At 61.2% G+C, this 13,362-nt stretch carries 11 protein-coding genes and 1 tRNA gene; 2 read left to right on the top strand and 10 right to left on the bottom strand.

The window, feature by feature from the left end; all coding sequences use genetic code 11:
• Position 1: 1 nt before the first annotated feature.
• From BDB13_RS23855 to BDB13_RS23890, 8 genes are all read right to left on the bottom strand, one after another.
• The gene (locus tag BDB13_RS23855; RefSeq protein WP_094273990.1) at positions 2-1,204 is read right to left on the bottom strand and encodes a VWA domain-containing protein; all 1,203 of its coding nucleotides are present in this window, start codon (positions 1,202-1,204) and stop codon (positions 2-4) included.
• On the bottom strand, positions 1,201-1,806 hold the full coding sequence (locus tag BDB13_RS23860; RefSeq protein ID WP_094273991.1) for an SRPBCC family protein: 606 nt from the start codon (positions 1,804-1,806) through the stop codon (positions 1,201-1,203). Before BDB13_RS23860 ends, BDB13_RS23855 begins: the two co-directional genes overlap by 4 nt.
• 10 nt (positions 1,807-1,816) lie before the next feature.
• Positions 1,817-2,692 (bottom strand): AAA family ATPase, encoded by an 876-nt coding sequence (locus BDB13_RS23865; protein WP_094273992.1) that lies wholly within the window; start codon positions 2,690-2,692, stop codon positions 1,817-1,819.
• Positions 2,689-3,603 carry an XdhC family protein gene (locus tag BDB13_RS23870; RefSeq protein ID WP_094273993.1) on the bottom strand — a complete coding sequence of 305 codons (915 nt, stop codon included), beginning with the start codon at positions 3,601-3,603 and terminating at the stop codon, positions 2,689-2,691. Before BDB13_RS23870 ends, BDB13_RS23865 begins: the two co-directional genes overlap by 4 nt.
• Positions 3,604-3,622: 19 nt before the next feature.
• Positions 3,623-6,010, bottom strand: a complete 2,388-nt coding sequence (locus BDB13_RS23875) for an aerobic carbon-monoxide dehydrogenase large subunit (RefSeq protein ID WP_094275156.1) — start codon at positions 6,008-6,010, stop codon at positions 3,623-3,625.
• Positions 6,010-6,480 carry a (2Fe-2S)-binding protein gene (locus BDB13_RS23880; protein ID WP_094273994.1) on the bottom strand — a complete coding sequence of 157 codons (471 nt, stop codon included), beginning with the start codon at positions 6,478-6,480 and terminating at the stop codon, positions 6,010-6,012. The genes BDB13_RS23875 and BDB13_RS23880 overlap by 1 nt, the downstream gene beginning before the upstream one ends.
• A gap of 1 nt (position 6,481) precedes the next feature.
• Positions 6,482-7,366 carry an FAD binding domain-containing protein gene (locus BDB13_RS23885; RefSeq protein ID WP_094273995.1) on the bottom strand — a complete coding sequence of 295 codons (885 nt, stop codon included), beginning with the start codon at positions 7,364-7,366 and terminating at the stop codon, positions 6,482-6,484.
• A gap of 78 nt (positions 7,367-7,444) precedes the next feature.
• Positions 7,445-8,584, bottom strand: a complete 1,140-nt coding sequence (locus tag BDB13_RS23890; protein WP_094273996.1) for an XdhC family protein — start codon at positions 8,582-8,584, stop codon at positions 7,445-7,447.
• A gap of 90 nt (positions 8,585-8,674) precedes the next feature.
• On the opposite strand from BDB13_RS23890, the gene BDB13_RS23895 reads away from it, so the two are divergent.
• A tRNA-Arg gene (locus BDB13_RS23895) sits at positions 8,675-8,747 on the top strand.
• Positions 8,748-9,130: 383 nt separating this feature from the next.
• Here BDB13_RS23895 and BDB13_RS23900 read toward each other — a convergent pair.
• Both BDB13_RS23900 and BDB13_RS23905 read right to left on the bottom strand, forming a co-directional pair.
• Complete coding sequence (locus BDB13_RS23900; protein ID WP_094273997.1) at positions 9,131-10,675, bottom strand: HNH endonuclease signature motif containing protein; 1,545 nt, start codon at positions 10,673-10,675, stop codon at positions 9,131-9,133.
• Between the two features lie 63 nt (positions 10,676-10,738).
• Positions 10,739-11,029: a putative quinol monooxygenase gene (locus BDB13_RS23905; protein ID WP_094275157.1), complete on the bottom strand. Its 291-nt coding sequence runs from the start codon at positions 11,027-11,029 to the stop codon at positions 10,739-10,741.
• Between the two features lie 142 nt (positions 11,030-11,171).
• On the opposite strand from BDB13_RS23905, the gene BDB13_RS23910 reads away from it, so the two are divergent.
• Positions 11,172-13,349: a glutamine synthetase III family protein gene (locus BDB13_RS23910; RefSeq protein WP_094273998.1), complete on the top strand. Its 2,178-nt coding sequence runs from the start codon at positions 11,172-11,174 to the stop codon at positions 13,347-13,349.
• The last annotated feature ends 13 nt before the right edge of the window (positions 13,350-13,362 follow it).

Below are 13,362 nucleotides of genomic sequence, written 5' to 3' on the forward strand. Positions count from 1 at the left end.
CTCAAACAGCGTCGGAGACGGCTCGAAACATGGCGCGAAGCGCGGTCAAAGTATCCGCCGGCAGCAGAGCGTCACAGTAGGGCAAGGCCGCCGCCATCGACCCGGTCAACGGCTGGAATCCATCTGCTCCGGCTCGCGGGTTGAGCCACACCACTCGGTGGGCGCGGCGCCTCACACGGGCCATCGCACGGCCGAGGATTTCGGGATCGTCGCTGTCCCAGCCGTCGGAGGCGATGACAACCACGGCCCCTCGCAGGGTTTGACCGTGATGCGAGGACAGCAGTTCCGCGATGGAAAATCCGATGTGGGTTCCGCTGTATTTATCCACGACTCGGTCGTTGGCTTGGGCGATGGCCGCGTCGGCGCTGCGGTGCGCCAGTGTCGGCGTGAGCCGGGTCAAGGTGGTGGAGAAGGCGAATACCTCGGCGTCCCCGCGCCGTGCTGCAACTCTCATCAAATGCAGATACATGGCCGCGTATCCATGCATCGAACGGCTCACGTCGCAGATCACGACGATGGTGCGGGGCCGGCTCTGTGTGTGGGCGCGGGCCAATCGAATGAATTCGAAACCAGTCCGTCTCGACGAGTGCATGCTCGCCCGCAGATCGACGCGTCCACGATGACCCAGTCGACGCCTTCGGCGTCGGCGCCGGGGCCAGTCCTGTGCGGCTTGTTCGATCCACATTCCGAGTAATCCGAGGTCGCGTGCGCTCAATTGCGCAAATGGTTCTTCGGATTTGTCGGTGAGGGAGCTGGGCAGCACACGGCCCGGTCGACGTTGCCGCTGCACGTCGGCTTGCAGACCGGAATGGCCCCGGCCGATCCAGGGCAAGACAACCTCGTCCGCATCGGTGTCGAGCCGTCCGGCATCGACGTGGCCGACGCGTGTGGACACGTCTGTGTTGTGCTCGCGCCCAGCACGGCGGGCCGGCGGATCCAGCGCGACAGTGACGTTGTCGAAGACCTCCGAGAAGACCGAGTCGAATGCATCGAGATCTTCTTGGCGGTTGATCAGGGTGATCCGCGCCGCCCAATACAGGCGCGTTCGAGTGCGCGGCGACGCCACATTCAGAGCGAAGCTGAAATTGGCAGCGCCGACGGCCGATACTCCGACCCCGCCTCGGCGAAGCCTGTCCGCAAATGCAGTCGCGAAGGCCGCCACATCTACTCCGCGCAGCAACGCCGTCCCCGAGGTGTTGATCATCGGCCGCGTTGACGCCAGAGGACAATCACCACGATCACCAAGGCCACCGCGGCCAGCATCGGCAATGCCCGTTTGGCGACGGACCCGCCGGCAAGTTCAATGACATCGAGCGGCTCGACGGTTTGTGCTTCCAGTACCAGCGGCACTGCTATCACTGGGGGGCCGGCCAGTTTCAATTCCAATGAGGCCGCGAACTCCCCCATGAGCTTTTCGGACACCTGCGTGATCATGGAACTGCCGAACTGCGCCAGCTTTCCCACGATCTTCACGTCGGTATCGACGCTCACCCGGGTCTGCGATCCTTCCGGATACAACTGAGCCGTGATGACTGCACTCGCATTGCCCGATCCCCGAGATTCACGACCACGTGCGTCGATCACCGCTCGGTGCGTCGCTTCGTCCTTCTCGACAAACTTCGCGCGGCCGGCGAACTCGCTCAACACCGGTCCCACTTTGATCGTGACTTTGCCGAGGAACTGGTCTCCTTCTCGGCCGGTCATCTGCGCTCCGGGCAGTAGCGGCGCGATTCCTTCCAGATCGGTCAGGGTTGTCCAGGCTTGCTCGACGGGTGCGTTGACGGTGAATTCGTGTGCGATCTTCATCGTGTGCCTTTCATCCGGTGATCTGCGTGAGATAGGCGTCGCGGAGCACTGCGCGATCGTCGGGCGTTTTTGCCAACGCCCCCAAACTGACAATCACATCGTCGGCGACAAGGTCTGCCACCCCCAGCGTCACAAGCGCGGACACCCAGTCGATGGTTTCGGCGATGCCGGGTGCCTTGTCCAGGTCGGCGCCGCGGATCTGCCCCACGAAGGCGGTGGCATGCTCGATCAGCGTGAGATTCGCCGACGGCACCATTCGGCGCACGATTGCCACTGCGCGCTGCGGGTGTGGGTAGTCGATCCAGTGGTAGAGACAGCGCCGACGGAGGGCGTCGTGGAGGTCGCGACTTCGGTTGGACGTCAGTACGACCACCGGCGGGTGCAACGCTGTGAACGTACCCAGCTCAGGCACCGTGACCGCCGATTCACCCAGAAACTCGAGGAGCAAAGCCTCGAATTCGTCGTCGGCACGGTCGATTTCGTCGATGAGCAGCACCGGCGCAGCGGGGCCTCGGTGGCGGACACAGCGCAGGATCGGGCGTTCCTGCAAGAACTCCTCGGTAAAGAGGTCGGCCTCATCGAGTGCGCCCCCGCGAGCTTCGGACAGTTTTATCGCGAGCAGTTGACGCTGATAGTTCCAATCGTAGAGAGCTTCGTCGGCACTCAGTCCCTCGTAACACTGCAATCGAATCAAGGGCACGTCGAGCGTTTGCGCCAATGCCTTTGCCGCAGTGGTCTTTCCCACTCCCGGTTCACCTTCGAGCAACAATGGCCGGCCCAACTCCAAAGCCAGATACAGGGCGGTAGCGGTACCTTCGTCCAGCAGGTAGTCACGTGTGTCGAAGCGGCTGATCAGTTCGGCCACATCGGAGAACTCGCCGCTCATCTGTTCTCGAACTGACTGCTTTTTTCATACTGGCGGCGACAACCCGGGCAGCAGAACCAGACGTCGACGCCGTCAACCTCGAGGTGTGGTGTATCCGGCCCGATTGTCACGACCATCCCACAAATCGGATCAACCGAGGTCTTTGGCGTCGGTGCCGCCGTTTCAACGGCACCGAGACCGTCGAGACGAATGGCACGGACCAAGTCAGCGACGATGGACACTGCAATCTCGGCCGGCGTCTTTGCCCCGAGGTACAGCCCCACCGGGGTGTGTACGCGCGCACGTTCCGATTCGGTCAATTCCAGTTGGTCGAGAACGGATGCACCGCGGACACGGCTAGCCACCAGTCCGATGTATTCCACCCCGACATCCAAGGCAGCGCGAACCGTATGCGCTTCCTCTCCCCCGAGACTGGCAATGATCACGGCCGTTGTCTCTTCTGGAATCGATTGGGGGGCAGCATCAACCGAGCAGTGCGCGACATCGAAGTGAAGCATCCCAGCGAACTCGGCCAGCGTCTTCGCGATCGGAGTGTCACCGAAGACACCCAATACCGGCGCGGGCAGATTGGGTTCGAGGAAGATTTCCATCGCACCGCCGGACAGGCAGGGGTTGATCACCACGTCCGCACCTTTGGTTTTCGGAAACTCAGGCGAACCGTCGGGAAGCACTCGCAGCAACACACTTTCACCACTCTTCAGCGCTCCCCGGGCCGCAACTCGAACCGAGTTCTGGGCGCACTGCCCTCCCACAAATCCTTCGATAGTGCCGTCCGAGAGGACAATTGCCGAATCTCCGGGATGAGCCGACGTGGGTTGCTGGGCTCTCACAACGGTGGCGTTCACAAACGGACGTCGCTCGCTGAGCAATTGCTCTGCTCGCAATCGCAAATCGTTCGTGGTGCCGTTCATGGCGAAGATGTCCCGTCACTCAGTTCGGTGGTGTGGCCCGGCCCTGCATTGCTTCCCACACTCGCGACGGCGTCAGCGGCATGTCGGCGTGCCTGATCCCGAACGGCTTCAAGGCGTCGACAACCGCATTGACGACGGCCGGCGGCGAGCCGACGGTAGCGCTTTCACCAATTCCCTTGGCACCGATCGGATGGTGCGGCGAGGGTGTCACCGTGAAGCCGGTTTCCAGGTTGGGCACATCCAGTGCCGTCGGGATGAGGTAGTCCATGAGCGAACCGCCCAGGCAGTTGCCGTCCTCGTCGAAGCTGATGATCTCCATCAACGCCATACCGATACCGTCGACGATGCCGCCGTGCACTTGGCCCTCGATGATCATCGGGTTGATTCGGGTTCCGCAATCATCCACCGCCAAGAATCTCCGGACGGACACCTGCGCCGTGCCCGGGTCGATGTCGACTACACAGAAATAGGCGCCATACGGATAGGTCAGATTCTCTGGGTTGTAACAGATCTGGGCCTCGAGCCCACCTTCGATTCCCTCGGGTAGATCACCCGCGCCGTGTGCCCGCATCGCGATCTCTTGAATCGTGACCGAAGCCGACGGATCTCCTTTCACATGAAATGAACCCTTGGACCAGTCCAGATCCGCCACGGAAACCTCGAGCATTCCGGAGGCGATGATCTTGGCCTTGTCGCGCACTTTTCGGGCCACCAGGGCCGCCGCAGCGCCGGAAACCGGGGTGGACCGACTGCCGTAGGTGCCGAGCCCGAATGGCGTGTTGTCGGTGTCACCATGCACCACGTCGATGTCGTCGGGAGGAATCCCAAGTTCTTCTGCCACGATCTGTGCGAATGTGGTCTCGTGTCCCTGACCCTGAGTTTGGACCGAAATACGCACTACCGCTTTGCCTGTGGGATGGATTCGCAGTTCACAACCGTCGGCCATTCCGAGCCCGAGAATATCCATATCCTTACGCGGGCCGGCGCCGACAGCTTCGGTGAAGAAAGACATCCCGATGCCCATCAGCTCTCCGCGAGAACGCTTCTCGGCCTGTTCGCGGCGTAGGGCGTCGTAGCCGATCATCTCCATCGCCTTGCGCATGGTGGTTTCGTAGTCACCCGAATCGTATTTCCAACCGGTCTTGCTGGTGTACGGAAACTGGTCCGGCTTCAACAAGTTCTTGAGCCGCAACTGCGCAGGATCCATCTCCAGATCAAATGCAAGGCAGTCGACCAACCGCTCCACCAGATACACCGCCTCGGTGATGCGGAAAGAGCACGCGTACGCCACACCACCCGGAGCCTTGTTCGTGTAGACGGCAGTCATCGAGCAATAAGCAGCCTCGAGGTCGTAGCTACCGGTGAACACACCGAAAAACCCAGCCGGATACTTGGTAGGCGCTGCAGTTCCGTTGAATGCACCATGGTCAGCCAATACATGCGTGCGGATGGCCTGGATCTTGCCTTCCTTGGTTGCCGCAATCTCACCGACCATGATGTAGTCACGCGCAAACCCTGTGCTGGTGAGGTTTTCGCTGCGATCCTCCATCCATTTGACCGGCTTTCCGGTCACCAGGGAAGCGACGATGGAGCACACATATCCCGGATAGATCGGCACCTTGTTTCCGAATCCACCGCCGATGTCCGGGGAGATCACGCGGATCTTGTGCTCGGGAAGACCCGCCACCAGGGCGTAAAGAGTGCGGTGCGCGTGCGGCGCCTGACTGGTCGACCACAGCGTCAGCTTTCCGGTGACGCGATCGTAATCAGCTACGGACCCACAGGTTTCCATCGGCGCTGGATGGACCCGCGGATAGACGATCTCCTGCTTGGTTACCACCTCGGCAGCGGCGAACACCGCATCGGTGGCGGCCTTGTCCCCGGTTTCCCAGTCGAAACAGTGATTGTCGGTCTTACCGTCGAGATCCGTGCGAATCACCGGAGCGTCCGGAGACAATGCCGTCCGAGCATCGATCACCGGGTCGAGGATGTCGTACTCGACGTCGATCAATTCCAAGGCGTCGCGGGCCGAATATCGATCCTCGGCAACAACAAACGCAACTTCCTGACCTTGGAACCGCACCTTGTCCGTCGCCAAGACCGCTTGAACGTCATTGGACAGCGTCGGCATCCACGCGAGACCTTGGGCCGCAAGGTCCTCACCGGTAATCACAGCTTTGACCTTCGGATGTGCCTGCGCTGCACTGGTATCGATACTCACCAACCGCGCGTGCGCGACCGGTGACCGCAAGATCGCCAAATGCAGCATGCCGGGAAGTTGCACGTCGTCAAGGTAATGACCCTGCCCCCGAATGAAGCGTGGATCCTCCTTCCGGAGCATCCGGCCATGCCCACACGGCTTTCCGTCGTTCACCTCAGGTTCGGGACCAACATCAACCGCCGTCATCACGCACCTCCTACCGGATGCGCCGCCGCCCACTGAACCGAACGCACAATCGTCGTATAGCCGGTGCATCGGCAAATCTGACCGGAGATCGCTTCACGAATCGTGGGTTCGTCCGGGTCGGGATTTCGATCGAGGAGCGCCCGCGCGGTAATCATCATTCCGGGCGTGCAGAATCCGCACTGCAGCCCGTGGCATTGCATGAATCCTTCTTGGATCGGATCGAGCACGCCGTCACGTTCGAGGCCCTCGACGGTCCTGATCTCGTGACCGTCGGCCATTGCCGCGAGCATGGTGCACGACTTCACGGGCTCTCCGTCCACCGCAACCACACACGTTCCACAATTACTGGTGTCGCATCCCCAATGTGTTCCGGTAAGCCGCAATTGATCTCGAAGGAAGTGCACCAACAGCATCCGTGGTTCCACCTCTTCCGAGACGGGTTCGCCGTTCACCGTCATCGTTACCCGCACATCAGCCTCCGGTGTCTTGTTCGCCGATCCGAGTTACAGCAGTTCGCAAGGTTCGCACCGTGAGTTCCGCTGCGAGATGGCGTTTGTAGTCAGCGGTTCCGCGCGGATCGGTGACAGGTTCACAGGCCTGCGCGGCCATCTCTCCGGCGCGGCGATACACCTCTTCCGACGGCGTCAGTCCTTCCAGGTACAGAGCAATCGCTGCCAGTGCCAGCGGATCAGGATTGACGGCAGTAAGTCCGACTCGCGCGCCGGCGACAACTCCACCGTCCATCCACACCGCTGCCCCGGCGGCCGTGATCGCCCAATCCCCCACTCGCCGTTCCACCTTCGCGTAAGCGCTCGAACTATGACGCCGACGCGGAATCCTGATCTCCAGAAGTATTTCGTTGCCGCTCACTGCGGTCTCGTACGGTCCGAGATGAAATTCGGCCATCGGGATCTCGCGGGTTCCGGACGGTCCTCGTACAACGCAGGTTGCACCGAGAACCGAACACACCGTGGTCAGATCTTCGGCTGGATCGGCCTGACACAACGACCCTCCGATGGTGCCACGATTGCGCACAACCGGATCAGCGATCACTTTTTCTGCGTCGCGAAAGATCGGGAAGACATCAGCGAGTGCGTCGGATTCGAGCAGTTGACGGTGACGTGCCATTGCTCCGATTCGAACCTGCGTCTCCTCGACGGTGACGTAGCCCAGTTGGTCCGCCAATCCGTTGATGTCGATCAGATACTCCGGGTTCGCCAGTCGAATCTTCATCATCGGAAGCAGGCTGTGGCCACCCGCAAGCACCCGCGCTTGGTCGCCCAACCTGTCGAGCAATCCGATGGCGTGGTCGATACCGGTTGCGCGTTCGTATTCGAACGGACCTGGAACCTGCATGTGATGCACCCCATATTCGCCTGCCCTCCCAGCTTCGGCCGAGTACCACAGCGAGTCAAGGGCACTGTGCCTGAAGGTTCAACTCCCCAGGTCAGAGCCTCTTCGATGGATCGGTCCGTCCAGTCCACTCAGCGACGTACCTTCCCCACCCCATCTCGTCGCGATGATCTCCGCAGCGATCGAGACGGCAGTCTCCTCCGGGGTTCGCGCACCGAGATCCAATCCGATCGGACTGGATAATCGCGCCAGCTCGATGTCCGTGACGCCGGCAGCGCGCAGGCGCTCGAGCCGGTCCTCATGTGTTCGACGTGAACCCATTGCACCGACAAATGCCACCGCCGGCAGTCGGAGTGCAACCTCGAGAAGGGGGACATCGAACTTCGGATCGTGGGTCAGGACACAAATAACGGTGCGCGAGTCGATCTCTCCTGCTTCGGCCTGCGCTGCCAGATATCGATGGGGCCAATCGATCACCACCTCATCGGCCGTCGGAAATCGCGACGGGGTGGCAAAGACCTCACGCGCATCACACACCGTCACCCGATACCCGAGAAACGAACCTTGACGCGCTACCGCAGCAGCAAAATCGATAGCGCCGAACACCAGCATCCGCGCTCGCGGAGCGTAACTCGCAACAAATACGCGCATTCCCTCTCCTCGACGCTCACCATCCGGGCCGTACGTCAGAACCTCGGTGCGCCCCGCGGCCAGTAGTCCCCGCGCATCATCGATCACGGCCGCATCCGCGCGTGCGGATCCGATCGATCCGTCCGCACTGTTCGGTCGGATCACCAACCGCCGACCCACCCACGACGGATCCAGATGGGCAATGACCGTCGCCACCGCCACGGGTCGATGCTCCTCCACGTCCGCGGCAACACTCTCGAGACTGTCAAAATTCTGCCGAGAAATCGACTCGACAAATACCTCGATCGTTCCCCCACAGGTCAGCCCGACCGCAAAGGCATCATCATCGGTGACGCCGTACTTCTCCAATACTGGAACCCCGGATTCGATTACCTCCGTGGCAGTTTCATACACAGCACCTTCGACGCACCCACCCGATACCGAGCCTGTGACAGCGCCGTCGGGGGCCACCATCATCGATGCGCCCGGCAATCTGGGTGCCGAACGGTAGGTGCGCACGACCGTCCCGACGCCGGCCGTCCCGCCTGCACGCCAGACCGTCAGCAGTTCCTTCAGAACATCGCGCATCATTCGGCTCCCATTCGGTGCACACTCGAGTACGAGCCTATTCCGCAGAGGGGTGTCGAACCCATTATCTGGGGAAGGTAATATCTGGTGCGCGCCTCCGTAGCTCAGGGGATAGAGCAAGAGCCTTCTAATCTCTTGGTCGCAGGTTCGAATCCTGCCGGGGGCACTCTCTGACCAGCGGTTATACCGCAAAATCAGGACGACGTGCACTGTACGTGCGAACAGGCACCACCGCCCCGACCCTCGAATGAGGCCGGGGCGGTGGTGTTTCACGTGGGGCGGCCGCCAGCATTAACTTCGGACATTCCGCCACCCTCTCAGGTCGGGACTTTAGTCCCCACTCGAGAAATTCTGAGCGAAACCCTGGACCAAACTCGGGCACAGATCTACCGTGACCGGGGCAGGGTCAGACATGAGGGGTCAGCTCGGCACGGATAGAGGGTCACCGCGTTGTGTGCTCAACGCGAATGACAGTGGTTCGACCCATCGGCACTTCAATTGGCCAGAGCCGATGGGTCGGACCCGTCGATTTTCGATCAACTGGCCCACTCAGAACGGTGGCGGATCGCCGAGCCCCGACGGAACACTGAACTGCGGCCTGCCAGCCGCCCGCGGACGAATCCTCCGCCACCCCGCCACCGTCGAATCAAGCAGATACTCCAAATCCGCCTCGACCCCGCGACCATGACACCGAAACAACCTCTCGACCACATGACTGTCCGTCAAACGGAACCGCTCCCCGACATCCGGCGCGACATCGACATCACAGAACGCGCCACGCGGCTTCGTCACCACCACCACGCCCCGCGGATCAGTCCACTCCAACCGCGCGCCCCCAACTTGACGCACCGACCAATACCCGAACGTCTTGAGCCGATGATGTTTCCGGCACAAACATGCCAAATTGAGCTCAGTCGTCAACCCGCCACCATCAGGATCCTCGTGATCGAATGCAACCGTATGATCGAGATCGCAACTCTCCGCCCGCACAACACAATTCGGGAACCGACACGTACCGTCCCGCGTACGAACCGCCTGCGCCAACGCAACAGTCGGCCGATACGTCCACTCCTCCCGAAACTTCTTCCGAGCCGCAACCGCAGCCGGCGAAATCAGCGGAGCCGCAACCCGTTTACCCACCCCGAGAATAGGTCCACCCCGAGCACTGGTGGCGCACAACGTCAGCCGATCCTCCTCCGAAAGCGTGAGCACCCGCCGCCACGTACTGTCCGCCGCGATCTCACGCGCCAACTCCGCATCAATAGCCCCGTAACCATGCAGAAACGCCGGCAGATCATCGAATCCCAGCAACGTCGACGCACTGACACCCACCAGAATCGTCGCCGACGGGGCAGTCGAAGGTTCCGGCGAACCGGCCCGCGCACACTCACTCCCACAAGAACATTCGAGTATCGACCGCCCCTCCGACAACGCCACCAACGCATCCGCGCGACGCTGCGCCAACGTACGAGGATCACGCGCACACACCTGCAACGACATCGCCCGCAGCTTCGCCGCCACAGTCTGCGCCCCCACGGCCGGCAACACCCCATCCAACGTCGACATCCCGTCTACGCCCGCACAGATCCGCACATCCCGATCCTCCTGAGCCCGGCGACGACGGGCCACCGCACCCTCCGGATCGTGACGGGCAATCAGAGCGCGTGCCCTCGCCTTGAGTCGACTACTACTGCACCCCGCCGCACCCTCGACCAACAACTTTTCGATCAGATCCAGCGCATCCTCGGACACATTCGATAGTGCCTCCGACAACGCCGTCGCCTGACCGAGATCGATCTCCCCCGACGCGAACACCGACGACACCCGATGTAACCGCAGACGAAGATCGCACCCCAACGTGATCATCCGCGTCGCCGCATACTCGGTGATACTCAGAACAAACGCGACCTCGACATTGACGAACTCACCCTGAACTGCTGCGTTGCGCCCGGCCCGCTCATCCTCGTCGCACCGCCGGAAATACAACGACGTGACCGCATCGACCTCGAGGAACTGAGCGCGCGCGATGGACGCATGCTGTTCCACCAACGCATCCACCAACGCATCCGCGAATGCCCCCGCCGTATCGCTCATCGAACCCCCATTCGAATATTCACCCAAGCCTACCTGCACCAATAACCAAAGGGAAGCCCTCTGTCACAACACTTTTGACAAAATCATCGCGGGCGCCGCTTGCTCGAGCCTATCGAGAGCAGCAACCAAACGCACAAAATGCTCGGTATGCGTATGGGCATCCAAATGCGCCTGCGATTGCCATTCCTCGACCAACATCAGCTCGCCCGGTTCGTCCGTCCGCTGCAGCAACTCGTAGCTGATGCAGCCGTCCTCTCGTCGCGTCTCGCGAACAAGCTCGTCGTAAAGATCGAGCACCTCGGCAAGATTCTCGGATTTGACTGTGCTTCCTACCAACACCCGGATCGTCGACATCGGACGATCGTGCACCACCCCACCGACACAATTGTGGACGGCCGAAATATTTACGAAACATTCCCGATACACAAGTTTCGTATGGTGACCGCAATCGGGCTCGCAACCAGCTGCCCTGGGCCCGGGTGAGAGGTCAGTAAAGATGAGTGGAAACGCAGTCCGTCTGCAAGCGATCAAAGATGTTGAGGCCTACGTACCTCCCGTCGTCAGTTTCACAACCGACGAAGCACCGGGTGAGGTGTTCGGCGCTAACGTCTTCAACAAGGTAGTGATGCAGAAGCGCCTACCCAAGCAGATCTACAAGTCTGTGATCGCCACGATCGAGCAGGGCGCGCCCCTGGATCCGGCAGTCGCCGACGCCGTCGCTTCGGCGATGAAGGACTGGGCACTCGAGAAGGGCGCCACCCACTACGCGCACGTCTTCTACCCCCTCACCGGCCTGACCGCCGAGAAGCATGACAGCTTCTTCGAGCCCGTCGGCGACGGTTCTGCCATGGCCGAATTTGCCGGCAAGACACTCATCCAGGGTGAGCCGGATGCGTCGAGCTTCCCCAACGGCGGCCTGCGAAATACGTTCGAAGCCCGCGGATACACCGGCTGGGATGTCACCAGTCCGGCCTACGTTCTCGAGAACCCCAACGGCAACACACTGTGCATCCCGACGGTATTTGTGTCGATGACCGGCGAAGCCCTCGACCACAAGACTCCCCTGCTCCGGTCACAGCAGGTCATGGGCCTGCACGCCGAACGCATCTTGAAGCTGTTCGGCCACACCGATCCCGAGCACATTGTGTCCTTCTGTGGCCCGGAGCAGGAGTACTTCCTGATCGATCGCCACTTCTTCCTGGCGCGCCCCGATCTGCTCAACGCCGGCCGCACACTCTTCGGCACCAAGCCACCCAAGGGCCAGGAATTCGACGACCACTACTTCGGTGCCATCCCCGAGCGTGTCCTCGGATTCATGATGGACACCGAGCGTGAACTGTTCAAACTCGGTATTCCCGCGAAGACCCGTCACAACGAGGTTGCTCCCGGCCAGTTCGAGATCGCGCCGATGTTCGAGCGCGGCAACATCGCTGCCGACCACCAGCAACTCCTGATGACCACGTTCAAGACCGTCGCCAAGAAGCACGGTATGGAGTGCCTGTTCCACGAGAAGCCTTTCGACGGTGTCAACGGCTCCGGCAAGCACGTCAACTTCTCGTTGGGCAACTCGGAACTGGGCAGTTTGCTTGTGCCCGGAGACAATCCGCATGACAACGCTCAGTTCCTGGTGTTCTGTGCTGCTGTTATTCGCGCTGTCCACAAGTACGCGGGTCTGCTCCGCGCTTCGGTGGCGTCGGCAACCAACGATCATCGCCTCGGCGCCAACGAGGCTCCGCCGGCCATCATCTCGATCTTCCTCGGCGACCAGCTTGCCGACGTCTTCGAGCAGATCGCCAAGGGCGCCGCGACGTCGTCGAAGGACAAGGGCACCATGATGATCGGTGCCGATACACTCCCTGTACTGCCCACCGATCCCGGCGATCGCAACCGCACCAGCCCATTTGCCTTCACCGGCAACAGGTTCGAGTTCCGCGCACCCGGTTCCATGCAGACCGTCAACGGTCCGATGGTCACGATCAACACCATCATGGCCGAAGCACTCGACTACATGGCCACCGAACTCGAAACGGCAGTTGCCGACGGCGCCGACTTCGACACCGCCGTACAGAACCTGCTGACAGACATCATCACCAACCACGGTGCTGTTGTCTTCAACGGTGACGGCTACTCGGAGAACTGGCAGATCGAGGCCGCGGCTCGCGGACTACCCAACCTGCGCACCACGCTGGACGCTCTGCCTGAGCTCATTTCCGAATCCGCGTTGGAGTTGTTCGACAAGTACAACGTCTTCAATCATCGCGAAATGCACAGCCGCTACGAGGTCGGCCTCGAGCAGTACGCATTGAGCATCGGCGTCGAAGCACGTCTGGCAGTCGAAATCGGTACGACGCTTATCCTTCCGGCGGCAGTGCGTCACCAGACGGAAATCGCCCAGAACTTCGTGGCACTCAAGGCTGCCGGGATCGAACCGGATCTGGCACCGCTGAATGAGGTTTCGGAGCCGGTCACGGCGCTCCGCGGCGCCCTCGCCGCATTGCGTGCCGGCATCAAGGCAATTCCCGACGAGTCTCCGCTCGAGCAGGCCAAGCATGCGCAGGAAGTACTGATGCCGGCAATGGCGGAAGTTCGGACTGCTGCGGATCTCCTCGAAACCATGGTCGCGGACGATCACTGGCCGCTTCCGACGTACCAGGAAATGCTCTACATTCTCTGACGACAAAAAGAAC

It is taken from the genome of Rhodococcus sp. OK302 (assembly GCF_002245895.1).
Lineage (GTDB): Bacteria > Actinomycetota > Actinomycetes > Mycobacteriales > Mycobacteriaceae > Rhodococcus_F.